The organism is Rhodococcus sp. 077-4 (genome assembly GCF_047782425.1).
In the GTDB taxonomy this organism is placed as follows: Bacteria; Actinomycetota; Actinomycetes; order Mycobacteriales; family Mycobacteriaceae; genus Rhodococcoides.
In genome coordinates this window covers 1151779-1177684 of record NZ_JAJPWC010000001.1, presented here as the reverse complement: position 1 = coordinate 1177684, position 25906 = coordinate 1151779, and the positions used below count along the sequence as shown (strand labels likewise).

26 protein-coding genes are annotated in these 25906 nt (G+C 64.4%); 7 read left to right on the top strand and 19 right to left on the bottom strand.

All coding sequences use genetic code 11. The features are described from left to right. Positions 1-58 precede the first annotated feature (58 nt). From ACNEOT_RS05715 to ACNEOT_RS05675, 9 genes are all read right to left on the bottom strand, one after another. Complete coding sequence (locus tag ACNEOT_RS05715; RefSeq protein ID WP_243596936.1) at positions 59-256, bottom strand: hypothetical protein; 198 nt, start codon at positions 254-256, stop codon at positions 59-61. 111 nt (positions 257-367) lie between these two features. After that, complete coding sequence (locus ACNEOT_RS05710) at positions 368-778, bottom strand: DUF2752 domain-containing protein (RefSeq protein WP_415972848.1); 411 nt, start codon at positions 776-778, stop codon at positions 368-370. A 19-nt stretch (positions 779-797) separates the two neighbouring features. Further along, entirely contained in the window at positions 798-1139 is a 342-nt protein-coding gene (locus ACNEOT_RS05705) for a plastocyanin/azurin family copper-binding protein (RefSeq protein ID WP_415972846.1), read from the bottom strand. A 23-nt stretch (positions 1140-1162) separates the two neighbouring features. Then, positions 1163-2137, bottom strand: coding sequence for a HEAT repeat domain-containing protein (locus tag ACNEOT_RS05700; RefSeq protein ID WP_415972844.1), 975 nt, complete (start codon positions 2135-2137; stop codon positions 1163-1165). A gap of 9 nt (positions 2138-2146) precedes the next feature. Further along, positions 2147-2773, bottom strand: a complete 627-nt coding sequence (locus tag ACNEOT_RS05695) for a HEAT repeat domain-containing protein (RefSeq protein WP_415972842.1) — start codon at positions 2771-2773, stop codon at positions 2147-2149. Positions 2774-2807: 34 nt separating this feature from the next. After that, positions 2808-4865: an FUSC family protein gene (locus ACNEOT_RS05690; protein WP_415972840.1), complete on the bottom strand. Its 2058-nt coding sequence runs from the start codon at positions 4863-4865 to the stop codon at positions 2808-2810. Between the two features lie 21 nt (positions 4866-4886). Beyond that, on the bottom strand, positions 4887-6179 hold the full coding sequence (locus tag ACNEOT_RS05685) for a GAF domain-containing protein (RefSeq protein WP_415972838.1): 1293 nt from the start codon (positions 6177-6179) through the stop codon (positions 4887-4889). Between the two features lie 44 nt (positions 6180-6223). Continuing rightward, the gene (locus tag ACNEOT_RS05680) at positions 6224-7282 is read right to left on the bottom strand and encodes a 2,3-butanediol dehydrogenase (RefSeq protein ID WP_415972836.1); all 1059 of its coding nucleotides are present in this window, start codon (positions 7280-7282) and stop codon (positions 6224-6226) included. Positions 7283-7399: 117 nt separating this feature from the next. Continuing rightward, positions 7400-8167 carry a helix-turn-helix domain-containing protein gene (locus ACNEOT_RS05675; protein WP_415972834.1) on the bottom strand — a complete coding sequence of 256 codons (768 nt, stop codon included), beginning with the start codon at positions 8165-8167 and terminating at the stop codon, positions 7400-7402. 74 nt (positions 8168-8241) lie between these two features. Here ACNEOT_RS05675 and ACNEOT_RS05670 point away from each other — a divergent pair, with 74 nt between their 5' ends. Both ACNEOT_RS05670 and ACNEOT_RS05665 read left to right on the top strand, forming a co-directional pair. Next, a complete protein-coding gene (locus ACNEOT_RS05670) occupies positions 8242-9132 on the top strand; it encodes an alpha/beta fold hydrolase (RefSeq protein WP_415972833.1) in 891 nt (296 codons plus the stop codon). A gap of 113 nt (positions 9133-9245) precedes the next feature. Next, positions 9246-11087 carry an NAD(P)-binding domain-containing protein gene (locus ACNEOT_RS05665; RefSeq protein ID WP_415972832.1) on the top strand — a complete coding sequence of 614 codons (1842 nt, stop codon included), beginning with the start codon at positions 9246-9248 and terminating at the stop codon, positions 11085-11087. Positions 11088-11181: 94 nt separating this feature from the next. Here the strand turns inward: ACNEOT_RS05665 and ACNEOT_RS05660 are convergent, their stop codons facing one another. Genes ACNEOT_RS05660 through ACNEOT_RS05635 form a run of 6 tightly spaced genes read right to left on the bottom strand, consistent with a single transcriptional unit; the run spans position 11182 to position 16719 of the window. Then, entirely contained in the window at positions 11182-12654 is a 1473-nt protein-coding gene (locus tag ACNEOT_RS05660) for a carboxylesterase/lipase family protein (RefSeq protein WP_415972830.1), read from the bottom strand. Between the two features lie 45 nt (positions 12655-12699). Further along, positions 12700-13704, bottom strand: coding sequence for an aldo/keto reductase family protein (locus ACNEOT_RS05655; protein ID WP_415972828.1), 1005 nt, complete (start codon positions 13702-13704; stop codon positions 12700-12702). Between the two features lie 22 nt (positions 13705-13726). Further along, positions 13727-14965, bottom strand: a complete 1239-nt coding sequence (locus ACNEOT_RS05650) for a hypothetical protein (protein ID WP_415972826.1) — start codon at positions 14963-14965, stop codon at positions 13727-13729. Between the two features lie 7 nt (positions 14966-14972). Next, positions 14973-15437 carry a MarR family winged helix-turn-helix transcriptional regulator gene (locus tag ACNEOT_RS05645; RefSeq protein WP_415972824.1) on the bottom strand — a complete coding sequence of 155 codons (465 nt, stop codon included), beginning with the start codon at positions 15435-15437 and terminating at the stop codon, positions 14973-14975. Then, complete coding sequence (locus tag ACNEOT_RS05640; protein WP_415972823.1) at positions 15434-16075, bottom strand: DJ-1/PfpI family protein; 642 nt, start codon at positions 16073-16075, stop codon at positions 15434-15436. The genes ACNEOT_RS05645 and ACNEOT_RS05640 overlap by 4 nt, the downstream gene beginning before the upstream one ends. After that, positions 16072-16719 (bottom strand): hypothetical protein, encoded by a 648-nt coding sequence (locus ACNEOT_RS05635; RefSeq protein WP_415972822.1) that lies wholly within the window; start codon positions 16717-16719, stop codon positions 16072-16074. Before ACNEOT_RS05635 ends, ACNEOT_RS05640 begins: the two co-directional genes overlap by 4 nt. A 95-nt stretch (positions 16720-16814) precedes the next feature. On the opposite strand from ACNEOT_RS05635, the gene ACNEOT_RS05630 reads away from it, so the two are divergent. Continuing rightward, entirely contained in the window at positions 16815-17174 is a 360-nt protein-coding gene (locus ACNEOT_RS05630) for an ArsR/SmtB family transcription factor (RefSeq protein ID WP_415972820.1), read from the top strand. Continuing rightward, entirely contained in the window at positions 17171-18199 is a 1029-nt protein-coding gene (locus tag ACNEOT_RS05625) for a TIGR03086 family metal-binding protein (RefSeq protein WP_415972818.1), read from the top strand. The genes ACNEOT_RS05630 and ACNEOT_RS05625 overlap by 4 nt, the downstream gene beginning before the upstream one ends. Before the next feature lie 8 nt (positions 18200-18207). Here ACNEOT_RS05625 and ACNEOT_RS05620 read toward each other — a convergent pair whose 3' ends face one another. From ACNEOT_RS05620 to ACNEOT_RS05610, 3 genes are all read right to left on the bottom strand, one after another. Then, on the bottom strand, positions 18208-19353 hold the full coding sequence (locus ACNEOT_RS05620; RefSeq protein ID WP_415973663.1) for an acyl-CoA dehydrogenase family protein: 1146 nt from the start codon (positions 19351-19353) through the stop codon (positions 18208-18210). Between the two features lie 69 nt (positions 19354-19422). Continuing rightward, entirely contained in the window at positions 19423-20244 is an 822-nt protein-coding gene (locus ACNEOT_RS05615) for an SDR family oxidoreductase (protein ID WP_415972816.1), read from the bottom strand. Positions 20245-20315: 71 nt separating this feature from the next. Next, complete coding sequence (locus ACNEOT_RS05610; protein ID WP_415972815.1) at positions 20316-21137, bottom strand: sulfurtransferase; 822 nt, start codon at positions 21135-21137, stop codon at positions 20316-20318. A 65-nt stretch (positions 21138-21202) separates the two neighbouring features. On the opposite strand from ACNEOT_RS05610, the gene ACNEOT_RS05605 reads away from it, so the two are divergent. Beyond that, a complete protein-coding gene (locus ACNEOT_RS05605; protein WP_415972813.1) occupies positions 21203-22348 on the top strand; it encodes an NADH:flavin oxidoreductase in 1146 nt (381 codons plus the stop codon). A gap of 70 nt (positions 22349-22418) precedes the next feature. Here the strand turns inward: ACNEOT_RS05605 and ACNEOT_RS05600 are convergent, their stop codons facing one another. Continuing rightward, positions 22419-22934, bottom strand: a complete 516-nt coding sequence (locus tag ACNEOT_RS05600) for a CGNR zinc finger domain-containing protein (protein WP_415972812.1) — start codon at positions 22932-22934, stop codon at positions 22419-22421. Positions 22935-23019: 85 nt separating this feature from the next. On the opposite strand from ACNEOT_RS05600, the gene ACNEOT_RS05595 reads away from it, so the two are divergent. Together ACNEOT_RS05595 and ACNEOT_RS05590 are read left to right on the top strand one after the other, a co-directional pair. Next, positions 23020-23901, top strand: coding sequence for an alpha/beta fold hydrolase (locus ACNEOT_RS05595; protein ID WP_415972810.1), 882 nt, complete (start codon positions 23020-23022; stop codon positions 23899-23901). A gap of 182 nt (positions 23902-24083) precedes the next feature. Further along, on the top strand, positions 24084-25904 hold the full coding sequence (locus ACNEOT_RS05590; protein WP_415972808.1) for a pyridoxamine 5'-phosphate oxidase family protein: 1821 nt from the start codon (positions 24084-24086) through the stop codon (positions 25902-25904). Positions 25905-25906 lie beyond the last annotated feature (2 nt).

The following is a 25906-nucleotide window of genomic DNA, read 5'->3' as shown; positions in this document are numbered from 1 at the left end:
ACCCCCCAAAAGGCCACTGAACGTCACATTGACTACCCCAGGGCGGGTCGGGGTTCGGTCAGGGCACCCAGTGTCTTGCGGCGATGTCGTCGATGATCGGGTCACCGTCCTGTGCCGCGTCGAGTGCTTCGAGGTCGTCGCGTAGGGCGTTCAGGCGCGGGTCGTCCCCTTCGGCCTGTTCGGCTGCGGTGCCTCCGTCGTCGGCGAGTTGGGCAAGGAGTTTCGCGCGCACGCGATCCCTCAGTGAGTCGCTCATTCGTCGTCACCTTTCCTGAACACACGTCGAGCCGTGGGGATGAGCGCGATGAGCACGCCCACCAGCACAATGATCGAGAAGATTTCCAACAACACAGGTAGTACCTCGAGTTCAGGTCGGGGCGAACATGGTGCCCCACGCAGTGTTGCGCACCACGGTGAAGGCAGTCAGAAGAACGATCAGCACTGCCACGGTAGGGCGACTCGGTCGAGGGAGCGACATCGAACGACCATCCCAGCGCGCTCGCAACCACGCCGCCCACACCCCGACCGCAACGACGACGAGCAGAACTGCAACGACATTGCTCGACGCGGCCGCGGCGATGTCTCCGCGAGTGAGGTCACCCAGAGCCCGGGTCGCGCCGCATCCGGGGCACCACAGTCCGGTGAGAGCGTGCAGCGGGCACGGCAGGTACGTCGAGGTTCGGGGGTCGCGGACGTGCAGCAGCACAGCTCCGCCGACAGCGGCAGCGGCCACGCCGAGTGGCGCGGCGATGCTGCGTCCTCGGGTCGGTGCCGTCATGCCCCTGAGCCTAGAAGTTTCAGGGCTCGACGACGATAGATGCCGTCATGTCCGGATGCGGGGTGCAGTGGTACGTGAAGGTGCCCGCGGTGTCGAAGGTGTGGGTGAACTGTCCGGTCTCCATCAGTTCGCTGCGGAACGACTTGTCGTCGGCGACGACGTTGTGGGCCATGCCGCGGTCGGCGAACACCCAGGTGACGGTGTCCCCTACCGAGATCGTCAGAGTCTGGGGCGAGTACATCCGATCGGCAACGGTCACCTGGTTCGCGGCTACGGGTTCGGCGGGCGCGGCCGGGGTGGTTGCCGTGGAGCAGGCCGTCAACGTGATCATCAGTGCCGCGAGCAGTCCGAATGCCTTCATCTCTCCGACGGTACCCAAGGCCCTCATTCCCGCTGGCTCAGGATGTAGCCCGCGGTCAGTGCGATCGAACGGTCCGTGTCCTGCGCCAGTTCACGCAACGCTTGCGACGCTGCCGGCCCAGGAATACTCGCCAATGCCTGCGTCACTCGCAGGCGAGTCGGCATATCACCGGGCCCGTCCATCAGGGCCGCGACGATCGAGTCGGCGGATCCCAGCATGCCAAGGGCATCGGCGGCATCCACATCGTTCGTTCCCGCGAACACCATCTCCACCAGCGTGGGGACGGCATCGGCCATCCCACGGGCCGCCAATTCCACCGCCGCAATCCGCCTGACCTGTTCGTCGTCGTGCGAGAGCGCCTGCCGCAACAGCTCGGTGGCGGCAGGATCCGAAATTTCGACGACGGTATCGGCGGCTCGTCGACGCACCACAGGGTCCGGTGAGTCCAGACCCTCTCGAAGCGCCGCGACAGCGTCTCCCCCGGTCTGCGCGAGGGCCCACCGAAGTGCGCCGGCAACGTTGGGTGCCGGTTCGCGCAGCACGGCTTCGGCCAAGGCGTCCGCCGGAATGGGTCGGTCTCCGACGGACGACAGAGCTGCCGTCTGCCGTTTCCCGGCACTGACCGATCCCAGATCGCCGAGCAACGCGACGGTACCGAGTACGTCCTCCCAATCCTCGGGCCGCGCGTCGCCGATTCGACGCAACCGCGTGAGCAACTCGGTATCGCGCCTGATGCGTTCCTCGGCCTCCGCAGCCATCTCGACCACGAGCCGCGACGCCTCGAAACTCGGATCGTCGAGCGCGCGGGCCACGTCGCTCAGCGACAACCCGAGCGAACGCAGCGACTCGACGTGAAAGAGGCGTCGAACATCGCCGATGGAGTATTCGCGATAGCCGGTGCTGCTCCGCGAGGTCGGGCACACGAGTCCGAGCCTGTCGTAGTGCCGCAGCATGCGTGCACTGACACCCGAGCGCCGCGACACCTCACCGATCAACATCCGACCATTTCACCCGTTCGATCCCGCGACACCAAGCGCATCGACACGTTTGGCCTCGAATACTGCAAACCCGGCGTCCGGGTCTCGGAGCAGAGCCTCGGTGGCCCGCGCGTGTGCGCGAACGGCTTCATCCTTGCTCGACGCGGCCTCGCGCAGCATCGGTTCGATCACCGATCCGAGCGCAACCAGCGCGCGGCTGAGACTGCGCTGCACCTCATGCCCACCTCGGCCGATCTGGGTGGACAGCATTGTCGCCAAGGCTGATTCGCTGCCGGCCGGCACCAGGACCACTGCCGCCCGCCATGCGCTTCGTGCCACCTCGTCGTCTGGATCGCCCAATAGCTGCTCGGTGATCACCGGCCACGCCGCAGGGTCCTTGATCTTGGACAACGTGTGCAGCGCCTGGCTGCGAGCGAGGGCACCTCCGGAGCGCACCTCCTGCATCAGCCTCGGAACCGTCGCCGACGCGGGATGACGAATCAACGCCCACGTCAACATCTCTCGCACCTGAAAATCGGGTTCGACGGCGCATCGCCCGAGCAAGGCATCGATAAACCGCGGGTCGGGTGACGTACCGATGTCGAGTGCGGCCCGAAGCCGGACGGACGAATCCTGATGCTGAAGTAGTTCGTTCATGGCATCCAGCCAAGACCTTGTCACCGTGTGAAGGTCAACTCCCACTCAACACATCGGCGAGTGTTCGGTTCATCGTGTTCAGTGCCCGTACCGCACCCCGCAGCGGGCCGGGCGAGCTGGTCGAGGTGAGCATCACATCCAACACCGTTGTCTCGGTGATCTTCTCGGGCGGGTCGACGTGTTCCCCGGAAACCACGGCCCCGACGTGGCGTGCGGTCCCGCGCACCATGGCCGCGGCGTCGCGCAGAGCTCGGGCGGTGTCGACCGAAGGTGCAGTGTCCGGGTCTGCGCGTGAGGCCAGCACACCGGCTCGAGCGAGTGCATGCGCTGATCGACTGCTGACGGCCAGCACGCGCAACAGTCGTTTCGCGCCGCGTCTGCTGCGGGTCGTCGGACCGAGGACCAGTGGCTTTCCGGATGTCAGAACGTCTTTGAGCGCGTTGTCGAGCTTGCGCGTCGATGCGACCAGGTCGGTTTCACCTCCCGGCGCGAGAACCGATTCGACGCTGGTCCCGATCAACGCGTCCAACTGTTCGAGATACGTGTCGACGTTGTCCACCAGAGTTTTTCGGGTACCGGTCGAGAAGATGAAGTAGGCCGATGCGATTCCGACGGCGCCGCCGACTGCCGTCTCGACTATTCGGAGCTCGAGGACATCGATGCTGAATGTGCCCAGCAGCCCGTAGAGCATCGCGAGCAGAATGGTGACGAAGAACGACAACAACGCGTACGCCACCGTCACCAGGTAGAACGCGAAGAAGACGCAGACGACGATCAGCACCAGCTGAACGGGTTGGTTGTTGCCCACCAGTGCGGCGATCACCACTCCTGCCAGCACCCCAGCGATGGTTCCGAGAATGCGCTGGCCTGCCCGCGTGAGGATTTCGCCCCTCGTCGATGCGCCCGTGAACACCAGGAACGCCGTCAGCACTGCCCAGTACCAGCGGTCGGGAGAGACGAGTTCACCCAGCACCGTCGCGGCGCTGGTCGCGACGGCTACCTGGATCGCAGCCTTGGTGCTGGGGTTGAGCCCGCTCGGCTCGTCCTTCACCGCAGGCCCGACGGGCACGGCCTCAGGGCCGGCCGCAACCGAGACGGCATTTGTGGTGATGTGGTGAATGGCTATGTGCGCCTGCACTGCTCGCTGCGCCGAGACGGTCGCGATGCCTGCCGGGGTCGACGGGTCGGCTCGCTCGGCTGCCGTCGCCGCCAATCTTCGAGCGGCCCGCAGTTGTTCCGGCGACGGTGTGTTCTGCAGGCACGACCCGAGCGCGGTTGTCGCCTGACCCAGCGCCGTCGGCCAGGGCTTGGCGGGATCGAGAGCCCACAGCGAGCTGACGAGCTGTTCGGTCGCGATCTGGGCGTCGAACACGCGGAGCGAGAGATCGGTACTGGTGACACTGAGCAGTTGCCCGGCGTCATGGCGGTCGAGCCAGTCGTCGATCATCAATGCGGTGTTGCCGAGCCGATCGAGCCTGCGGCGCACCAGGTTCAGGTCACGACTCGGCCCTGCCGACGCCGCCTCCAGCACCGAGACCGACACCGCCCGCATCGCGAACAGTAGTCGCCGGACCTCCACGATCGGCCGGTCCGGAAAGATCACCGCACGCACGAACAGCGCGATCGCCAAGCCGCCGAAAATTGCCGCGACGAGCATCGGCAACTGCCCCGGGGTCGCGCGAAGGAACAACGCGAAGAAGTACGAGATGAACGAGACCATCCCCAGCGCCGTGCCGCGAGGGCCGAATCTGCGCACCCACACCGCCGCGAACAGCACCGCGATGAATCCGACGTCGGCCACCTTGCCGAGCTCGGACAGCAACGCAGCCAACGTCACTGCCGCCGACGCAGGCAGCGCCATCAACGCGGTGGTGATCAACCGATTGCGCTGATCCTTGTCCTTCACCGCCGCCGACGCCTGCATCGCCACGACGGTTCCGAGCATCGCCACCGTCACCGGTTGGCCGATGGTGCGCGTGATCAGCACGAGCGTCACCATCGCCAGCAGCACCGTCAGCGTCGTCGCCGAGGCACTGCGGAGCCGTACCTGCCCCGGGTCCGAGGCGTCGAGGATTCGGGCGAGGCGGTTCATTCCCCGATTCTGCGCTACGGCTCAGCCCCGTGCCGCCCGGATCGCAGGGGCCGACGAATGCGGTAGCAGTCGACTCATGTCCGACGGCGTGACCACTTCGACGGTCGCCGACTCGTCCAACCGATACGGCTGCGTGGAAATGATGCCCGCGAGGTGTTTGCGCAGCCTCGACATTTCGGCCCGGACCGTGATCGCGCGACCGTCGTCGCCGAAGAGATCGGCCGCCATCTGCGAGGCGGTGCGCCCCTGTCGATGTGTGGCGAGCAGGTACAGAATTTCGGCGTGCCGTGGCGTCGGCTCGTGGGTCCACTCCCCCACCTCACTGCGCACTTCGATGCGAGGCTTCTGCGAATTGCGTAGGTCGATGCGGATTCTCGTCGATCCGACATCGGCGACTCCGGAATCCATTGTGCTGGTGGGTCGCACCAGCCATCCACCGGGCAGGGGTTCGAAGTCGCACACGCCGAGGGTCGGCAGCCAGAAGCGGCCCGTTGCCAGGTCTTCGGGAAGCAGGATGCGATTGCGTAGCGCCACCGACTCGACGGCCGCGACCCAACCGTTCGCGTCGACGGCCAGCGCCGGGGATTGCAGTCGCGCGAGCATCGGTGCGGCCACCGAACGCAGTCGGTCGAGCGTGGACCGGTGAATCTCGCGGAGTTGGGATTCCGCCAACCGCGCGACGGCGTCGACCAAGGCGATGGTGGTGGGGTGCACCGTCTTGGCCGGGCCACTGACGTCGATGGCTCCCAGTACCTGACCGGTTCGCGGATCGCGGATGGGCGCTCCGGCGCAGGTCCACGAATGATGGCTGCGCACATAGTGTTCGGCCGAGAATATCTGCACCGCGCGACGCGAGACCAATGCCGTTCCGATGGCGTTGGTGCCCACCGAGTCCTCGGCCCAATTGGCTCCTTCGACGAAGCCGAGGCTGTCGGCCCGGTCCAGAACCGACGTCGAACCGCTACGCCACAGCACTCGCCCGTGTCGGTCCGCGACAACGAGGATGTTGTCCCCGTCCTGCACCACCGATTCCAAGCCGCGGGCCAGATCGTCGAGGATGTCGAACAACCCCGATTCCCGACGGCTGAGCTCGAGGTCGGACACGTCCATCTGTGTCTCGGCGGGGTTGCCCAGCTCGGGGTCGATTCCCAGGGTCTGCAGCCGACGCCACGAGTCACCGATGACATCGCGGGGACGCGCGGGCGACTTGCCGCCGGTCATGGTCGCGTCGTACACGGCCGTGAGAATCTGCGCGTAGCGGCGCGGGTCTTCGCCGGCCGCCAGCGCAGGTTCGGGACCTGTCGACTGCATCATCACAGACAATTGTGCTCCAGCTCACAAATGCGCATGGCAGGGGGTCAGCTCGAAGCCACAGTCGAGGGGTCGACGAGCACTTTCATCTTCGTGCCCGCGTGCAGCGCTTCGAAGCCGTCGTCGATGACGCCGTCGAGCGTGATCTTGTCCACCCAGCCCGTCGTGTCGTAGTGGCCCTGGCTCATCAGATCGATGACGGCCTCGTAGTCGGCGGAGGTGTAGCAGAGCGATCCCTGAATTCGGGATTCGTTCATCACCAGCTTCTGCAACGGCGTGGTCAGGGGCTTTTCGTAGATCGCGACACTGACCAACGGCTTACGCGCCCCGATGCATCCGAGCGCGGTCTCGACGGCAGGTTGCACGCCGGCCGCGTCGTAGATGGCGTCGGCACCCTTGCCGTCGGTGAGGTCGGCGATGTAGGCGGGAATGTCCGCGGCTGTCGGATCGAGAGTCTTCGCGCCCAAGGCTTCGATCGATGCTCGACGCGTCGGCGACGGTTCGACGACGTAGACGTTGTCGAGCCCCTTGCCTCGCAGTGCGAACCACAGGCCGATGCCGATGGGCCCGGCACCGAACACCATCGCGGTGTCCTCCGGCCTCGGATCTCCCAGTGTCGCAGCATGATAAGCAACAGACATGGGTTCGACGAGGGCTCCGAGTTCGAGGGAGACGTTGTCGGGCAAGGCGTGAATCATGTCGGTGGGCACCACTGTGTACTCGGCCATTCCGCCGTCGGACATCAGTCCGTGGAAACCGATCTGCGCGCAGATGTTGTAGTTGCCGGCCCGGCACGGCCCGCAGTGGCCGCAGCGGTACAGCGGCTCGATGGCTACGCGGTCGCCGACTTTTACACCGGTGACGCCCGTCCCGAGCTCGGTGACGGTGCCCGAGAACTCGTGTCCGAGTACCAGCGGCAGCTCCTGGCCGGTCAGCGGATGCGGCGAGGTGGGGATGAAGATCGGGCCCGCGTAGTACTCGTGGAGGTCGGTTCCGCAGATTCCGTTGAACCCCACCTTGACCTTGACCTGGCCTGCACCGGGATTCGGCTCGGGAACGTCGGTGATCTCCACCTTGTTGGGGCCGTAGTACACAGCTGCGCGCATCGGTTCTCACTCCTGACTGGATCGGATATGCACACAGGTTTATGTGACCCGGAGCACAAGCGCCAGGGTTGCAGCGTGTTGCATCGCGATCAGCCGCTTCGACGGCGGGACTTCCGGTCAGGATTCCATGACGATCACCTGCGCACCACCGCCGAGCAACGCGACCGCTGACAGACCGAACATGGCATTGAATGCGGTGCTGAAGTGCGATGGCGAAGCGAAGCCCGCCTCCACAGAAGCACGGGTCAAGTCATCACCCGCGGCCACCGCGGCACCGACGTGAAGCATCCTTGCCCACAATCGATATCGACGGAAGCTGGTGCCGGCCTCGGCCGCGAATAGGTGCAGAAATCGTGATGTCGACAGGTTCACAGCAGCAGCGAGATCGGCGGCCGAACCGACGGCTCCGGGTTTTCCGCGCACCATCTCCATCGCGTCCAGAATCCGCTCGTCGATCTCGTGTATCTCCGGACCACGTATGCATTCGGAGATCGCTATCGGATCGGGTGCGGGCGACGCCGCCAACTCCAGCAACTCAGATTCGGCGTCGAGGGTGAGCCCGATCTCGCCGTGCCGCGTGATCATGCGATCGAATACGGCCTGTGCTCGGGAAGCACCAGGATCGAAGTACGCGAACAACATTCGTTCTCCATGCGACTCGATTCGGTGGACTGTTCGCGGCGCGACGGCAGCGCTGCGGACGCACCATTGCCCTGATGCGTTGTCGCGCAGTGTGAACGGCGCGTCGACCCCGCCGGCGAAGCACAACACAGACCCGGAGTGATAGTCGAGCTGCAGCGAAGGGCCGAGGTAGACGGCATGCCCGGCCCACAGCCACAGTGTCGCTGAGGGACAGCACGTTTCTGGAAGCGCACGAGCCGACATGCCCGCCATGCTGTCACCACGCCCCGCTCAGGGGAAGGGCTTTCGACACAACGCTCGAAGAGAGGCTCCCGACCATGGATCTTCGCAACGAACTCGGTGAATCGACAACGATCACCGTGAACTCCGGACCTGTCCGCGTGTACGAGCGAGGGTCCGGTGCCACGCTGGTCTTCGTCCACGGGCTGTTCGCCAACGCTGCAGTGTGGCGCAGGGTCGTACCCACACTCGCCGAGAACTACCGATGCATCACCGCGGATTGGCCGTTCGGTAGCCACCGGCTGCCGATGAAGTCCGATGCCGATCTGACTGCGACCGGCCTCGCCGAGATCGTCGCCGAGGTGATCGAGGCCATGGACTTACGTGACGTCACCCTCATCGGGAACGACGGCGGCGGCATGCTCACCCAGCTGACGATCACCCGTCACCCCGAGCGCATCGCTCGCATCGTGCTGACGCCGTGCGATGCGTACGAGAATTTCCCGCCTCCGATGTTTGCGTACCTGTGCTGGATGGCTCGCGTGCCGGTGACCTTCGAGCTGGTCAGTGCCGCCATGCGGGTTCCGCTCCTGCGCCGATTGCTCGGGCGGTCACCGATCGGCTACGGCGGTCTCAGCCATCGAAAGATCGACGACGAGTTGCTGGACCACTACTTCACACCGGTGCTCGACCGTGCTGTTCGACGCGATGTCGTTCGGTTCTTGCGCACGGTGCACCGGAGCTACACGCTCGACGCCGCACGATCGTTTCCGGAAGTCGATCGACCTGTGCTTGTCGTATGGGCCTCGGACGACAAATTCTTCCCCCTCGACCACGGTGAACGCCTGGCACGAGACTTTCCCGACTCCCGATTCGTGCTGCTCGAGAACTCACGCACCTGGGTGTCCGAGGACCGACCCGAAAAATTGGCATCGCTCATCGACGAATTCGTCCGCGACGCCGAAATCGGGTGCAACCAACCGCGGTGAGCGCGGTCGGCTGCACCCGATTCGCGCTGCAACCCACTGCAACTCTCGACCCCACTTCGAGGAAGGAGTGTGCTGGATCACACAGAACGCGCCACGAATAGCAAGGAGTCTCCATGACCCAGACCATCGAACCGATAGAAATCACCCGGACGCCCAGCCCGCAGGAACGCGTCGACGCGTGGCTGTCGAAGTTCGAGGAGGCCCTGGTCGCGCGCGATATTCCCCGCGTTGCGGGCATGTTCGCCGTCAGCAGCTTCTGGCGCGATCTCGTGACGTTCACCTGGAATCTCAAGACGGTCGAGGGCCACGACGGCGTCAGCGACATGCTGTCCGAGCGGCTCGACGACACCGATCCGGCGGGCTTCCACACCACCGAGGTTCCCGACGAGGCAGACGGCGTCCTCTCGGCGTGGATCGAGTTCGAGACCGCGACGAGCCGCGGCAAAGGACATCTGCGTCTGACGGTGGACGCCGACACCGGCGACGACGTGGCCTGGACTCTGCTGACCACGATGCAGGAGCTCAAGGGCCACGAGGAACGCCAGGGCAAGTCGCGCATCAAGGGCGCGGTGCACGGCTCGAACGCCGATACCCAGAACTGGGCGGAGAAGAAAGAGATCGAGGAGAAAGAACTCGGCTACAGCGTGCAGCCGTACGCCCTCGTGATCGGCGGAGGCCAGGGCGGGATCGCTCTCGGAGCGCGGTTCCGGCAGCTGGGTGTGCCTGCGATCGTCGTCGACCGGGCCGAACGCCCCGGCGATCAGTGGCGCGGACGCTACAAGTCGCTGTGCCTGCACGATCCGGTCTGGTACGACCACCTGCCCTACCTACCGTTCCCGCCGAACTGGCCGGTGTTCGCGCCGAAGGACAAGATCGGCGACTGGCTCGAGATGTACACCAAGGTCATGGAGGTGCCGTACTGGAGCAAGACCACCGCGAAATCCGCTACCTACGACGAGGTGGCGAAGGAGTGGACGGTCGTCGTGGACCGCGACGGCGAGGAAGTGATTCTCCGGCCCAAGCAGCTGGTGATGGCCACCGGAATGTCGGGCAAGAAGAACGTCCCCAACTTCCCCGGCATGGACGAATTCGAGGGCGAACAGCATCATTCCAGCGAACATCCCGGTCCCGACGCCTATGTCGGTAAGCGCGTTGTGGTCGTCGGTTCCAACAATTCGGCGCACGACATCTGCAAGGCGCTGTACGAGACCGGCGTCGACGTGACGATGCTGCAACGTTCGTCCACGCACATCGTCAAGTCCGATTCGCTGTGCGAGATCGCGTTGGGTGATCTGTACTCCGAGCGCGCAGTGGAATCCGGAATGACCACGGCCAAGGCAGATCTCACGTTCGCGTCGCTGCCCTACCGGATCATGCACGAGTTCCAGATTCCGGTGTATCAGCAGATCGCGGAGCAGGACAAGGACTTCTACGATCGACTCGAGAAGGCCGGGTTCCAACTCGACTTCGGTGACGACGGATCCGGGCTGTTCATGAAGTACCTGCGCCGCGGCTCGGGCTACTACATCGACGTCGGTGCATCGGAACTCGTCGCGGACGGCAGAATCAAACTCGTTGGCGGACAAGTGAACAGGATCAGCAAGACCGGTGTCGTGCTCGACGACGGCACCGAGCTACCCGCCGATCTCATCGTCTACGCCACCGGCTACGGCTCGATGAACGGCTGGGTCGCCGACCTGATCGATCAGGAGACCGCGGACAAGGTCGGCAAATGCTGGGGCCTCGGCTCGGACACCACCAAGGATCCAGGCCCGTGGGAGGGCGAGCAGCGCAACATGTGGAAGCCGACGCAGCAAGAGAACTTCTGGTTCCACGGCGGCAATCTGCACCAGTCACGGCACTATTCGCTGTACCTCGCCCTGCAGATCAAAGCGCGTTACGAGGGCATCGACACCCCTGTCTACGGTCTGCAGGAGGTGCATCACCTTCGGTGATCCATGTGCACCGAATTTCGTAGCAGGTTACGAGGCAGGAGTGGGGCCTGCGGAAACGACCCGCAGGCCCCGCGTGCACGTGCGGCGCAGCCGCTCAGCGCACCCCGTCCCACACCGCTCGTGTTGCCGGCCTCGGGTCGAGGACGACGCCGGGCTCGTCACCGAACATCATCACGGCACGGTCCGCTCCGTACCGGTTCCAGCCGGGAGAGCCGTCGCGCACGAAATCGACCCAGGCACGGTGCATCTCGTCGGCAACCTGTTGGGGCGGGTTCGGCCCCGTGATGCGCGCGGCCTCGGGCTTGTGCAGCATGTCGAACACGAACGGGATCTCCAGTGCATGACAGGCTCCGAGGGCGCCGTCGAACAGCGATGACCGCCAGGTGAATTCGTACACGAATGCGTTACCCGAGCGGGCCTCGATCAGACGTGTGGCCGGGATGCGGAAGAACCAGTCGGTCATGACGGCGATCATCAGCTCGCCCGCCGAGGCGTCGGGCAGCTGTTCGCGGTACCGGTCCAGCGCCGACGGATCGGCCCGATACCCGGCGAGGACCATCTTCACGTAGTCCTCGGTGATATGCGGCACCAGCCCGGCCGGGACGATGAAGAATGCATGCTCTTCGCTGGTCGTTCCGATCAGCACATCCACCTGGGCGCTCGCGCCGTCACCGATGCGCGAAAAGGGAAGCGCCGGAACCACATCGCCGTCGATGTACGGCTCGAAGGCCATCACGTTCAGGGCCAGCTCTCCCCATGCGCCGGTCGGGGCCTCGGCCGTGATCCGATCGGACAGTTCGCGTTGGGCGTCCACCAACGCATCCACCGGAACCGAACCCAGGCCGTCGACCGAAGCGTCGACGCCGAGCGTGGACGCCAGCGCCGCGGAGACCTTCGCGGCGGTCTCGGCGGTGATGACGTGGTGCCCGGCTCCGCTCTGCAGAATCGCCCGCTGGAAGAGACCGTCGGCGCTGGGCATCGACATCAGGGTGCCGACGCTCATCGCGCCGGCCGATTCCCCCGCGATGGTCACTCGCGCCGGGTCGCCGCCGTAGGAGGCGATGTGGTCGCGTACCCATTCGAGCGCTGCGACCTGATCCAGCATCCCGCGGTTGGCCGGGGCACCGTCGATCAGCGCGAAACCGTCGACTCCGAGTCGGTAGTTGATCACCACGGCAACGACGCCATCTCGTGCGAAGGCGGAACCGTCGTACGTGGGAATGGCGTTGCTGCCGTTGACGAATGCGCCGCCGTGGATCCAGACGAACACCGGAGCCGATCCACCGACATCGGGGGTGAAGACGTTGACGTTCAGGCAGTCCTCACCGGCTACCACCGGCTCGCTGAGGATCTCGCTGGTCGGCGGCCGATAACCCACCTTGGGAACGGTCGCACCCAGTTCGAGCGCGTCGCGCACTCCATCCCACGTGGGCGGTTGCGAGGGTGCCTGAAATCGACGGGGTCCGAACGGGGCCTCGGCGTACGGCACTCCGCGGAACGAGGTGATGCCCGCGTCGGCCCGACCGCGAACCTGGCCCTGAGGTGTATCGACGGTGATCGTGTCCATACGTCCTTACTACCCTGTTCGAGTCGGACCGATGCGAGCAGGCGGTCAGACCAGACGTGCCTCCGGCGAACCCGTCTTGCCCGCGTCGCGCTCGACCGAATCACCGAGGGCCTCGTCGATCTTGGCGAGTACGTCGGCTTCGAGAGTGACCTCGGAGGCCTTGATGTTCTCGGCGATCTGCTCCGGACGCGAGGCTCCGACGAGAGCTGCCGCGATGTTGTCGTTGGCCAACACCCACGCAACGGCCAACTGCGCCATGGTGATTCCCAGGTCGTCTGCGATCGGCTTCAATTGCTGCACCCGGGTGAGCGTTTGATCGTCGAGGTAGCGCGCGATCATCTTGTCGCCGCCCTTGTCGTCCTTGGCTCGAGAGCCGTCGGGCAAGGGTTGGCCGGGGAGGTACTTGCCGGTGAGCACGCCCTGCGCGATGGGCGACCAGACGATCTGCGAGATGCCCAGTTCCTTCGACGTCGGGATCACCTGATCCTCGATGACGCGCCACAACGCCGAGTACTGCGGCTGGTTCGAGATGATCGAGAAGCCGTTCTGGCGGGCGAGTTCCTGCCCGGCCCGCAACTGATCGGCCGTCCATTCCGAGACGCCGATGTAGAGCGCCTTGCCCTGGCGGACGACGTCACCGAATGCGGCGATGGTCTCCTCGAGCGGAGTTTCGACGTCGTAGCGATGCGCCTGGTAGAGGTCGACGTAATCGGTACCGAGCCGACGCAGCGACGCGTCGATGCCCTCGAGGATGTGCTTACGCGAGAGTCCGGTGTCGTTGGGGCCCTTGGGTCCGACGGGAAAATAGACCTTGGTGAAAATCTCCAGTGATTCCCGACGCTCCCCTTTCAGGGCGTCACCGAGGACAGTTTCGGCAGCTCCGTTTGCGTAGACGTCGGCGGTGTCGAACGTGGTGATGCCTGCATCGAGAGCAGCGCGTACACACTGGGTGGCGATGTCGTTCTCCACCTGCGAACCGTGCGTCAACCAGTTGCCGTAGGTGATCTCCGAGATCTTCAGTCCACTGTTTCCGAGGTATCTGTAAGCCATGATGAAAACGGTACTCCGGTGATCAATTCAGTAGCGGTCGACGACCGAGGAACCGCATCCCGACGCTTGCGAGGACCACCGTCACAACTGCTGCGCCCGTCGAGAACCACAGCTCGGTGCTGGGCCACGTCGTGCTGTGCATGACGGACGTGAGCGGCGTGTACGCCGTCCAACCATAGGTGACGACCATCGGCACCGTGATCGCCACCGGCACTGCGAGTCCGAGCGTCGCCGGCGCGGGGTCGACCGGTGTGCACGCCACGTACAGGTAGGCCGCGGCGGCCGGAAAGACGATCAGACTCGCCACGTAGTGAACGTTGTCCAGCGGGGGCTGCTCGAACAGGGCCGTCACACAGACCACCGCCAGAACTGCAACTCCGATCAGCGGACGCCCCCAACGCAATCCGAGGGCCGTGCCTGCCGCCACCGAGATCGCGGTGACAGCCACCAGCCCCAGTGTCCAGACCCAGGCCGAGACACTGATACCCACCCCCGACGTGGTGGTCGAGGTGAGCAACACAGCGCTCCCGGCGAGAATCATGATGCCGCCTCGCCCTGGCAGCAGAGCAGCGGCCGCGAACAGCAAGGGTACGACGAGGATTCCGAAGTACCAGTTCCCCACGAGACCGTACTCGCTCTCGAACATGCTGTGTCCGAACAGTACGGCCAGCGCAAGGCCACCGATCGATACCAGCAGTATTGCCGCGACTGTGCGGATGCTCCGTTCGGGTGACGAATTGTCGTCACCGAGGTCGATACGAGCTGCCCAGGCCACCGTCAGCACTGTCAGTACGCAGAGCGCCGGCACGACCACCGGTGTGCCCATATCGGATTCGGTGAGGTAGTCAGCGTAACGCCGCGGAATGCCTGAGTACTGCAGAGCCTCGACCGCGCCTGCGCTGAGCAGTCCGAGAAGAAATGACGCGGCAAGCAGCGCCTGACGAAGTCGTTCGCGATTCGCCTGTACTGCACCGCATCCCAACAGGACGCCGCCTGCCATCACCTCGCCGAAGTCGGACGAGAACAACAGTGCCGAGCTCCCGATGACGACTGCCGCAGCGATGGATAGACCCGCCAGCACGATGCGTCGACGAACAACCATCGCCAGACCAGACGCGAGAATCACCGCGAGTGCTACTCCCCCGCCGCCGCTGGAGAACAGCACCCCGCCAAAGCTGGTGTCACCGAACATGTCGATCCCGTCGGATTGCGACAGCAATCCAGCCAGAAGTCCGGAGAACAGTATTGCGAGCACAGCCATTGCCGAATTATGCACTGCTCCCGCGGTAGTCCCGGGACGCTGCGAGGATCTTGACAAGGGTTGCCTCGAAAGAACGCAATTCGTCCTCTCCCACTTCGGCACCCACGGCATCGGACCATGCATGTTGCGCGTCACGCAGTGCAGCAACAGTCTCGCGTCCCTTGGGTGTCGGTTCCAACAGCTTCGCCCGCTTGTGGTTGGGGTTGTCGACGTATACCGCCCAGCCTTTGTCCACCAACAGATTTGCCGTCCGCTGCACGCTCTGCCGCGCCAACCCCAACCCGACACGGCGCGCGATGTCGGCGACCGACAGCGGCTCGTCCAGGGTCGCCCCGAGCACCTGCCACCACGCCGGTGTCAGACCCGTCGGCTCCGTGATGTCGTGTGCGGCGGCGAGGAATTCGCCGTTGAGCTCGAAGACGGGCAAGACAAGAGCGGTCAGCGCATCACCCGCCGGGCTACGTTGCGTCATGCACCCGCCAGCTGGTCGTAGTACTTGCGTTCACCTGTCGTGTAGAGGCCGTACCAGGCATCGACGACGGGTTGAGGAAACACGTTCAGGCGCTCGAACACCAACTTGGCGAACTCGATCGGTGCCGTCGCTCCGGCGGTGATGACGGTACCGTCGGACACTGCCTTGTCTTCTCGGTAGTACTCTGCTCCGCGGTATTCGGCTGCCTGCGTGAGGAACTCGGCGGCATTGGAGGTATGCGGCCGGTCGTCGAGCAGTCCGGCCCTGGCCAACCCGTAGGTTGCGCCACAGATCGCAGCGACCGGAGTGCCGGCCGCGACGAGTTCGGCGGCGATCCGGAGCGCTGCGTCGTGGCCGGAATCCCAACTGCTTGCTCCGGGCAGAATCAGGGCATCGAGGGTCGGAAGATCGGCCAGCGCGACGTCAGGAGTGACGCGCAATCCACCCATCGTCGTGACGGCATCCCCAGTCTCGGATGCAACGATCAATCGGTTCGCGTTCGCGTCCTGCTCGCGGGCCATGGCCAGCCCCGCGGTGAGGTACCCGTATTCCCAGTCGGCCATGGTGTCGGTGGCATACAGCGCAATGGTGGTCATTCGGATAGCCCTCACGTCGATTGACAGGATGCTGTCAATCATGCCTCCATTGACAGCAGACTGTCAATCCCCGGCAGCACCCGCGTTGTCAGCGTTCGGGGATCCACCTCGTCGAGATAGATGCGGCACGCTGCGTGATAGCGCTGGTCGAAAGCTCTTCCCGCAGCCTCCGGGCCACCGAGCGCGTCGGCATCTCTGGCAATCCCACGGGAGCGCGCCACATCCATCGGGGTGTCCACGAACACGGAGTAGTCCCAGAATTGGGCCAGCGGCGGCCGGTGCAGAAACGTCCCATCCACTACGACGATCGCATCGGCAGGCACCGGTTCCGGCGGATCTTGTACCGGCTCATCGGACGCCAGATCGATGACGCGACTGCGGATGGCACCACTTCCGTGCGGCCCCAACGGAATCAGCACGTTCTCGAGCAAGGCATCGAAATCGTAGGCATCGCGGTAGTAGCCGAGCGCCGACGTCCGGCCCTGACGATATCGATGGGCGCGCCGGTGATGGAACCCGTCCATGGTCACCTGCACTGCCGGACGGCCCTGCGCCACAACAGAATCCACCAGCCACCGCGCACAGGTGGTTTTACCCGACGCGGTCACTCCATCGACCGCGACCCGCACTGCATGCCCCAGATCGAGCGCCAGCACGTCCTCCACCATGTCGTCACCGAGACTCATGCGCCGAGGGTAAGACATCGGCCTTACTCAACCAAGTGGTTGACTAAGCGGGGTGCGCGGCCTAATCTCGTTACCAGCGACGAATCGAGGAGCCGATGGACGACCGCACGGAGCAACTGAACAGGACGTTCGCCGCCCTCGCAGACCCCACCCGACGTGACATGGTGGCCCGACTCGCAGGCGCGGATGCGAACGTCAGCGAACTGGCCGAGCCGTACGACATGAGCCTGCAAGCTGTCTCCAAACACGTCAAAGTGCTCGAAGAGGCGGGGCTCGTCACTCGTAGCAAAGACGCTCAGCGTCGTCCAGTGCACCTGGATGCAGAGGTATTCGGTCTGATGGCGAAATGGATCGAGCGCTACCGCCACGAAGCAGAACAACGATATGGACGCCTCGACGCCCTGCTGGAGAGCATCGCAGAGGACGAGACCACCGAGACGAAGGAAGTGTCATGAACGGGTACGAAACCGAAATTCTCGCCGACGACAAAGTCCCCACGATCGAGATCATCCGAGAGTTCGACGCGGCACCGGAGCAGGTGTTTCGCGCTCACATCGACCCCGAGCTGTATCGCCGGTGGGTGGGGCCTCGGTCGTTGACGACCCGAATACTGAAGTGGGACGGTCACACCGGCGGCGCATGGGCTTTCGCCAACGACCGCGACGGTGAGGAAATTGCTTCCTTCTTCGGCAGCTTCCACGAGGTAAGAGACAACGAGCGCATCGTGTGGACCTTCACCTACGAGGGCCAGCCGGATTCGGTTGCACTCGAGACGCTCACGTTCGAGAACCGCGAGGGCGGTGGCACGCTGCTCAGAGTGCTCAGTGTGGTGTCGGACTTCGCGACGCGTGACGGCATGCTGTCGAGTGGAATGGACATCGGCGTGAAGGAGGGCTACGACAAGCTCGACGAGATGCTTGCCGGACCGGGGCAGCAACACGCGCGCGACGCGGCCGCATTCACCGCCTTGGTGCAGTCCGCGTCCCCGGAGGATTGGTCGAAACCGAGCCCGGTATCAGGCTGGGCCGCAATCGATGTCGTGAAGCACCTCATCGAGTGGTCTCGCGGCTTTCTCGCCGGCGGCGCAGGAATCGAATTCCAGACTCTCGACATCGAGGCCGACCCGGTTGCCGCCTGGACTCAGCACGTCGCCGAGATCCAAGCCATTCTCGACGACCCCGCGGGCCGAATTCTGAAGAACCCGCACACCGGCGAGATGCCTGTCGATCAGGCAATCGCCGTCTTCTACACCGCCGACATCTGGATGCACTCCTGGGACCTGGCGAAAGCGCTTGGGCGCGAACCCGATCTGGGTTCCGAACGTTGCTCCGCGGCCCTCGAAGCCATGCGTCCGATGGAGCACATGCTGCGGGACAGCGGGCAATACGGGCCCGCTGTCCCGGTCGGCAACGACGCGTCCCCGCAGGACAAGCTGATGGCCTTCATCGGCCGCGACCCGGCCTGGCAGCCGGGTCGATAGACGTACGTTCAGAGGTACTTCTTCAGCTCCATTTTCGCGATCGACATCTTGTGCACCTCGTCGGGACCATCGGCCAGACGCAGGGTCCGAATGTGGGCGTACATCATCGCGAGCGGGAAGTCGTTGCTCACGCCACCGCCGCCGTGCACCTGGATGGCACGGTCGATGATCTTCAGCGCCATCTCGGGTGCGGCAACCTTGATGGCCGCGATCTCGGTCCGCGCTTCCTTGTTCCCGACGGTGTCCATCAAATAAGCGGCCTTGAACGTGAGCAGTCGCGTCTTCTCGATCTCGATGCGCGCCTCGGCGATCCAGTCCTGGATGTTTGCGCGCATTGCCACCGGCTTACCGAAGGTCACCCGCGATACCGCACGGCGACACAGCAATTCGAGGGCACGCTCCGCCACGCCGATGGTGCGCATGGCGTGGTGGATACGACCCGGTCCCAGGCGAGCCTGGCTGATGGCGAAACCCTCACCCGGCCCCTTCAACACGTCCTTCGCCGGCACCCGCACATCCTCGAAAAGCACCTCCGCGTGGCCCTCGCGGTCGATGTAGCCGAATACCGGCAGGTTGCGCAGCACGGTGACACCGGGTGCGTCGATGGGCACGACGAGCATCGACTGCTGCCGATGAGTAGCAGCCTCCGGATCGGTCTTGCCCATGACGATGAGAACCTTGCAGTTCTTGTGCATCGCGTTCGACGTCCACCATTTACGCCCGTTCAAGATGAAGTCGTCACCGTCACGATCCATCTTCATCGCGATGTTGGTGGCGTCGGAGCTGGCCACGTCGGGCTCGGTCATCGCAAAGGCCGAGCGAATGGTGCCGTCCAGCAACGGCTTCAAATATTTTTCTTTGTGCTCGTCGGTGCCGAAGAGAGTGAACACCTCCATGTTGCCGGTGTCCGGCGCGTTGCAGTTGCATGCCTCGGGGGCGAGCAGGCTGCGGCCCATGATCTCGGCGAGCGGAGCGTACTCGAGATTGGTCAGGCCTGGGCCCCACTCCTGGTGTGGGTGGAACAGATTCCACAATCCGCGCGAGCGCGCTTCCTTCTTCAGATCTTCGAGGATCGGCGGATGGAAGTGCGGGTCACCGGATTCGAGCATCTGCTGCTCGTACACTGCCTCGGCCGGGTAGACGTGAGAGTCCATGAACTCCAACAGATCCGACTCGTACTTCTTCGCGCGGTCGCTGGTCTCGAAAAATGCCACGGTGGGCCCCTAACGGTTGTTGTCGAGCAAGCTGTCCTGGTAGCGACGCATGCCGCGCAACCACCGGTCGTAGTCGGCACCCTTGTTGCGGTACATGTCCAATACGTTCTCGTGCGGCAGAATCAGGAACTGCTCACGGTCCATCGCGTCCAGCACCACGTCGGCGACATCGAGCGGTTCGAGTACGGCACCGGCACTGAGCACCGCCGCAGTTGCGGCCGCTCCCAATGCATCTCCGGATTCGCGGCCTTCGTAGAGCAGCTTGGTGTTGACGCCCATCGGACACAGGCAACTGACTCGGATGCCACGATTGCCGTAGGTGACGTTCAACCATTCGGCGAATCCGACCGCCGCGTGTTTGGTTGTCGCATACGTCGCCGAACCGATTTGGGTGAGCAAGCCGGCCGCGGACGCAGTGCTGACGAAGTAGCCCTCACCGCGTTCGAGCCAGCCCGGCACCAACAGCTGGGCGGCGCGAATGTGCGCGCGCACGTTGACGTCGAACGAGAAATCCCAGTCCTTCTCGGCGGCGTCGAGTCCGGGGGCACCGCTGATGCCTGCGTTGGCGAAGTAGAGATCGACCGGACCGAACGAGTCCTCGGCCAGCTTTATCAGCCGCTCGATATCTGCGGTGTTCGACGCATCGGCCGCCGCGGCGACCGCAGTTCCCGGCCGGTCGCGTTCGATGGCGTCGACCACGGATCGAGCCGTGCGTTCGTCGAGGTCGGAGACGACGGCGCGTGCGCCGTGTTCGGAGAGTCGAGCAGCGATGGCCCCGCCGATTCCGCCACCGCCGCCGGTGACGATGGCAACTTTGCCTGCAACCTTCATGCCCAAGGTATAGTTGAAGTTGGATTCAAGTTCAACCCTGCCGACATGAACGTGCCGGTCAGGGGCCTACGTCACGCTCGCGGGCGCGTCGGATCGGTGATCCACCCCGACCACGATCCCGGATACAAGGCAGCATCGATGCCCAACAATTCGAGCGCCAGAATCTGATGTGCCGCGGTCACCCCGGAACCGCAGTAGACGGCGACGTCCTTCCCCGTCGGCACGAGTCCACCGAATGCGCCATCGAGTACCTCCGGGGCCAGAAAGCGTCCGTCCGAATCCACGTTCTCGGTCGTCGGCCGATTGACTGCGCCGGGGATATGACCGGCCACGGGATCCACCGGTTCCACCTCCCCTCGGAACCGCTCGGCTGCCCGAGCGTCGATCAGTACGTTGTGTTGCGCGAACTCGAGAACGTCGTCGACCTCGAGAACCCGCGCGAGGGGTGGCCGCGCAGTGAACGACCCGGCTGCGACGATCGACGGTTCGGTCCCGATCGGGAATCCGGCCGCAGTCCATTGGGCGAGGCCACCGTCGAGGACGCGTACGTCGCGGTGCCCGTTGTAGCGCAGCAACCACCATGCTCGCGCTGCCGCGGTGGCGGGGCCCGCGTCGTAGACCACCACGGAGGAGTCGTCACTCACCCCGGCACCTCGCATCGCTGCGACGAACGTTTCGGTGTCGGGCAACGGGTGACGGCCGTCCGAGCCCGGGACGCCGGCAAGTTCGGTGTCGAGGTCGACGAACTGTGCATTCGGAATATGGCCGGCCTCGTAACCGGCTCTGTCACTTCCGGTGTGGAGCTCGAACCGGACATCGAGGACCACCGGGCCTCGTCCCATCTCGAAGAGATCGTGCAGTTCGGCGGCTGAAATCAGCGGCGAGGGGCTCATAAGGCTCCGACGCTAACAGCCCAGTGCCGGGAATAGCTCGGTGTCGGTGCAGGTTGTGCGCAGGCGTGACCGAAACTGCATCGACAACACAGCATCTGTCCACCGCCGGGCTCTTCGAGCCTTTCGAGGTCAAGTCGCTGAAGCTGCGCAATCGCTTCGCGATGGCCCCGATGACGCGCGCATTCTCACCCGACGGCGTCCCCGGTCCTGATGTGGCCGAGTACTACCGCAAGCGCGCCGCCGGTGGCACCGGCCTCATCATCACCGAGGGCACTTACATCCCCGATCCCGCCGCAGGTCCCCACACCCGCGTCCCGCGGATCTACGGTGATGCCAGCCTCGAGGGCTGGAAAGGCGTCGTCGACGCGGTGCACGCCGAAGGCAGCGCGATCATCCCTCAGTTGTGGCACCTCGGTGTCGAGCGAGGAACCGAGCCTCGCCTCTTCCCGGACGTCACCACGGTCAGCCCGTCGGGAATTGCACTCGACGGCTCCTCGGTTGGCCGCGCATTCACCGACTCCGACCTCGACGAACTCACCTCGCAGTGGGTTCAGGCGGCGGTCAACGCGAAGAACACCGGTTTCGACGGTATCGAGCTGCACGGGGCCCACGGTTACCTTCTGGACGAGTTCCTTTGGGCCACAACCAATGTGCGAGACGACGAGTTCGGCGGCTCACTGGAAGCCCGGACTCGCTTCCCCGCCCAGGTCGTTGCGGCCATCCGCGCCGCAGTGGGTGAAGACTTCGCCATCGTGTACCGCTTCTCGCAGTGGAAGAGCAACCACTTCGATGCCCGTCTCGCAGACAACCCCGACGAGCTCTCGCGCGTCCTGACACCTCTGGTCGACGCCGGAGTGGACGTCCTGCACGCCTCGACACGTCGCCACTGGGATCCGGCGTTCCCGGAGCTGGACGGCAGCGACGGGAAGCTGGGTTTGGCCGGGTGGACCCGCAAGCTCACCGGCGTTCCTGTCATCACCGTCGGATCGGTCGGCCTCGACTCGGTCTTCACCTCGGCATGGTCGGAGGATGCCGCGTCGGGTGTCACCGGACTCGATGCGCTGGTCGGTCAGTTCGAGGACAACGAATTCGATTTGGTGGCCGTCGGGCGCGCACTGCTGTCGGATCCCGAGTGGGTGAACAAGGTGGGCGACGGCCGCGTGGACGAGCGCATCGAATTCACGCGCGATCACATTCAGCACTTGGTCTGATACACCCGGCCAGCAGGGTGTCCACGACGAGGGTGATTGCCCCCGTCGTGGACGCTGCTGAGCGCGACAGTCAGTCGCTTCCCGCGCGAGCACGGTGCCGCCGCGCCTTCATCTTGTTGCCACACGTGGCCATCGAGCACCACCGCGCGGTGCCGGCACGCGAGCGATCCAGAAGAAACAAGCGGCACTCGTCATTCGCACACGGACGCAGTGCGCCGGGAGAATTCTCACGAATCTCCGCCCAGACCAGCACAATCCGTGCGGCCAGTCGGCGATCCTCCGCCACCTGAAGAACCCAGTCGAGGGCGTCGTCGGTCAGCACCGGCACCCTCGAGAGGCCAACCAGATACCTGCTCAGCGACGACGGTGTTGTTGCACCCCGCACCACCCGCTGAAGGTCGTCACGCGCAGCGCGGCACTCCCGAAGTTCCTCGGCGCTTCCGGTCCCGCCGCGCGCACTCAGCCAGTCTCGACCGTCTGCATCCTCCGCGAGAAGATCCATCGGCTGATCCTCGACCACCGGCGTGGTGTTCAGGAGGTCGATCAGCAGTGCTTCGTCGATGGCCCGCGCATCCCCGGTGATCATGTAACCATCATAGCGCACTTGACAGGTTACTACTACCGTGGTTTTGTCATGGGGTAACCACATCAACTACCCATAGGGGTTATCCATGGTCGCCGTTCATCACCACACCATCACCGTCGACGGACTCGACGTCTTCTACCGGGAGGCCGGAAATCCGTCCGATCCCACCATCGTGCTGCTTCACGGAACACCCTCCAGTTCCTTCATGTTCCGCCACCTCATCCCGTTGTTGGGCAAGAGTTTTCACGTGATCGCGCCCGACTTCATCGGCTTCGGGTACTCAGCAGCTCCGTCCGTCGACGACTTCGACTACACGTTCGACACCCTCACCACTGTCACCGACCATCTCCTCGACCAACTGGGTCTCGACCGCTACGCGATCTACACCCAGGACTACGGCGCACCCGTCGGGTGGCGCCTCGCCCTCGGCCATCCCGATCGCATCACCGCCATCGTCAGCCAGAACGGCAACGCGTACGAGGAAGGGTTCGTGGACTCGTTCTGGGCACCTCTATGGACCTACGCGAAGAACCGCACGCCGGAAAACGCTGCGCCGCTGCGCAATGCACTCGATCTCGAAGCGGTCCGATGGCAATACACCCACGGCGTCTCCGATCCGACCCTCCTGAGCCCCGACGCCTGGATCCACGACCACGCGCTCCTCACCCGTCCCGGCAACGATGAGATCCAACTGAAGCTGTTCTCCGAATATCCAACGAACGTCCACCTGTACCCCGCGGTGCAGCGTTACTTTCGCGATTCACGTCCCCCGTTCCTCGCCGTCTGGGGCGAGAACGACGAGATCTTCGGACCCGACGGTGCCCGTGCGTTCCTGCGCGATCTTCCCGACGCGGAAATTCACCTGCTCGACGGGGGCCACTTTCTCCTCGAAAGCCACCTCGACGAAGTCGCCTCCCTGATCACCACCTTCCTGCACGGATCCTCCGAGTCACCTCACGCAGCCTGATCGAAAGCCTCCCGGCCCGTCCCGGGATCCATAGCGCGGCACAATGTCTCGGGTCCGCAGCATCCGGCGTCCACCGGGTACCTCGAACAGCCATGTAGACCGACAATTTCCGAGAAGGGTCAGACGTCATGCGAACAGATGACGACCATGTGCCGAGCCAGTGGCATCCAGGGGAAGAGACGATGCACCGTCTTCTGCAGGTGCCCTACGAGGACAACCCCACCGTTCCAGGTCTGCCCACCGCGTACGGATCCTGGATGAGTCGGAGCCCACTCGTGGCGCTCGGAACAAACGGCGTCGACGATCGCGTATGGACAACCCTGCTCGGGGGCGCTCCCGGAACAGCAACCCCGGCCGCGGCGGGCGTTCTGCGGTTGAGGTTCCCGGCCCACCTCGAACCTCGCTCCGCAGAACAGGGCACTGATTGGACGGGTACCGACCCTGTGCTCGAGGGCCTCTTGTGTCACGAAAACACGAACGGACGAGAACGCTTGGTCTCGGGCCTCGTCGTCGACCTGGAGCACAGGGGAAGGGTCAAGATCGCAGGACGGATGCTCGACGGCGTGGTGGCGGTAAAGCGAACGAAGACAACAACTTCGGACAACAACGAACGCGTGGAAGTCCAGGTCGACGTCGCAGTCGACGAAACCCTCGGTAACTGCCCCAAGTACCTGAACAAGCGGGCGATAACACCCCACGAATCTTCTCCGCAGCTGATCACCGATTCACTCCCGCTACCGGCCGAGGCCCTCGCCATCATCGACAGATCCGACACGTTTTTCATCTCCAGCCGACACGGTGCCGACAGCATGGACACCAACCTCCGCGGCGGGGCACCAGGATTCGTCCGGGTCTTCAGCAACTCCGACGCGGAGGGCGTGACCTTGGTCTACCCGGAGTACTCGGGGAACCGCCTCTACCAGACGTTGGGGAACATCACCTCCGACCGGGCAGTGGGCGTCACCTTTCCCGATTTCGACACCGGCGACGTTCTCTACCTGACTGGACGCGCAGAGGTATTGATCGGCGATGCAGCTGAAATTGTTCTGCCACATAGCAATATGGCTGTGCGGATCGAAATCGAGGCGGTGCGCCTGGTGAGGGACGGCCTCCCGTTCAGAGGCACGCTGCTCGACCCGTCGCCGTACAACCCTCCGGTTCGGAGATTGGCCCGCGAGGTCGGCGATTCGGGCCGCCAGCCCAGATCAGCGGACAGGATGCTTGCCTCGCTGATCCACAAGCTACCGATCACGCCGACGATATCGCGGTACACATTCCGGCTTTCTCCGGGCGAGCCGTCGAAGCCGGTGCAATGGCGCGCAGGGCAACACGTCACCCTCGACTTCTCCGATCGACTCGATCGCGGCTGGTCGCACATGCGCGATCATGACCCCCGCTCACTCAACGACGACTTCATCAGAACGTTCACAGTGTCGAGCGAACCGAATACACTGGGCAGCAACGTATTCGAGATAACCGTCCGGGAGCACGGACCGGTCACCAGGCTGCTGTCGCGATGGACCCCAGGTTCGGACCTGACTGCAACTGTCATGGGCTTCGGCGGCGAGGATGACACCAGATACGCCGACACGAAGCCCGATACCGACGACGTAGTGGTCGTGGCATCAGGGGTCGGGATCACTCCATTCATGGCGCAGGCGCACGCTGCCCACGAATCGGGACTCGCGCTGACCCTGCTCTGGAGTGTGCGCGCAGAGGACCTGGCTCTCGCCGTCGACGTCGTCGAGCGGGTCGGCCGCTGGGGGGTGGCAATCACGGTGTTCCTTACCGGACAGATCGACACCGACGGGCATGCCCGGCTTCGCACTCTCGAACAGCTCGGAGCCCGAACACACACCCGAAGGATGACCGACGCCGACGTCAAAGCCGTGGGACGCGTTGGACGAAGACAGTTCTACGTATGTGCGGTTCCGTCTCTGCACGACGCAGTGTCGGAGTGGGTGGCCGGTGAAGACATCAGGTTCGAGGCGTTCGACTATTGACC

Bases quoted from the DNA above. Each gene is read 5' to 3' on its own strand.
- ACNEOT_RS05625 (WP_415972818.1), top strand. From the start codon at position 17,171: ATGAACGGGTACGAAACCGAAATTCTCGCCGACGACAAAGTCCCCACG.
- ACNEOT_RS05660 (WP_415972830.1), bottom strand. From the start codon at position 12,654: ATGGACACGATCACCGTCGATACACCTCAGGGCCAGGTTCGCGGTCGG.
- ACNEOT_RS05705 (WP_415972846.1), bottom strand. From the start codon at position 1,139: ATGAAGGCATTCGGACTGCTCGCGGCACTGATGATCACGTTGACGGCC.
- ACNEOT_RS05645 (WP_415972824.1), bottom strand. From the start codon at position 15,437: ATGACGCAACGTAGCCCGGCGGGTGATGCGCTGACCGCTCTTGTCTTG.
- ACNEOT_RS05675 (WP_415972834.1), bottom strand. From the start codon at position 8,167: ATGTCGGCTCGTGCGCTTCCAGAAACGTGCTGTCCCTCAGCGACACTG.
- ACNEOT_RS05685 (WP_415972838.1), bottom strand. From the start codon at position 6,179: ATGATGCAGTCGACAGGTCCCGAACCTGCGCTGGCGGCCGGCGAAGAC.
- ACNEOT_RS05640 (WP_415972823.1), bottom strand. From the start codon at position 16,075: ATGATTGACAGCATCCTGTCAATCGACGTGAGGGCTATCCGAATGACC.
- ACNEOT_RS05620 (WP_415973663.1), bottom strand. From the start codon at position 19,353: ATGGACTCTCACGTCTACCCGGCCGAGGCAGTGTACGAGCAGCAGATG.
- ACNEOT_RS05610 (WP_415972815.1), bottom strand. From the start codon at position 21,137: ATGAGCCCCTCGCCGCTGATTTCAGCCGCCGAACTGCACGATCTCTTC.
- ACNEOT_RS05695 (WP_415972842.1), bottom strand. From the start codon at position 2,773: ATGAACGAACTACTTCAGCATCAGGATTCGTCCGTCCGGCTTCGGGCC.
- ACNEOT_RS05670 (WP_415972833.1), top strand. From the start codon at position 8,242: ATGGATCTTCGCAACGAACTCGGTGAATCGACAACGATCACCGTGAAC.
- ACNEOT_RS05590 (WP_415972808.1), top strand. From the start codon at position 24,084: ATGCACCGTCTTCTGCAGGTGCCCTACGAGGACAACCCCACCGTTCCA.
- ACNEOT_RS05650 (WP_415972826.1), bottom strand. From the start codon at position 14,965: ATGGCTGTGCTCGCAATACTGTTCTCCGGACTTCTGGCTGGATTGCTG.
- ACNEOT_RS05655 (WP_415972828.1), bottom strand. From the start codon at position 13,704: ATGGCTTACAGATACCTCGGAAACAGTGGACTGAAGATCTCGGAGATC.
- ACNEOT_RS05715 (WP_243596936.1), bottom strand. From the start codon at position 256: ATGAGCGACTCACTGAGGGATCGCGTGCGCGCGAAACTCCTTGCCCAA.
- ACNEOT_RS05635 (WP_415972822.1), bottom strand. From the start codon at position 16,719: ATGAGTCTCGGTGACGACATGGTGGAGGACGTGCTGGCGCTCGATCTG.
- ACNEOT_RS05710 (WP_415972848.1), bottom strand. From the start codon at position 778: ATGACGGCACCGACCCGAGGACGCAGCATCGCCGCGCCACTCGGCGTG.
- ACNEOT_RS05680 (WP_415972836.1), bottom strand. From the start codon at position 7,282: ATGCGCGCAGCTGTGTACTACGGCCCCAACAAGGTGGAGATCACCGAC.
- ACNEOT_RS05615 (WP_415972816.1), bottom strand. From the start codon at position 20,244: ATGAAGGTTGCAGGCAAAGTTGCCATCGTCACCGGCGGCGGTGGCGGA.
- ACNEOT_RS05700 (WP_415972844.1), bottom strand. From the start codon at position 2,137: ATGTTGATCGGTGAGGTGTCGCGGCGCTCGGGTGTCAGTGCACGCATG.
- ACNEOT_RS05600 (WP_415972812.1), bottom strand. From the start codon at position 22,934: ATGATCACCGGGGATGCGCGGGCCATCGACGAAGCACTGCTGATCGAC.
- ACNEOT_RS05665 (WP_415972832.1), top strand. From the start codon at position 9,246: ATGACCCAGACCATCGAACCGATAGAAATCACCCGGACGCCCAGCCCG.
- ACNEOT_RS05630 (WP_415972820.1), top strand. From the start codon at position 16,815: ATGGACGACCGCACGGAGCAACTGAACAGGACGTTCGCCGCCCTCGCA.
- ACNEOT_RS05595 (WP_415972810.1), top strand. From the start codon at position 23,020: ATGGTCGCCGTTCATCACCACACCATCACCGTCGACGGACTCGACGTC.
- ACNEOT_RS05690 (WP_415972840.1), bottom strand. From the start codon at position 4,865: ATGAACCGCCTCGCCCGAATCCTCGACGCCTCGGACCCGGGGCAGGTA.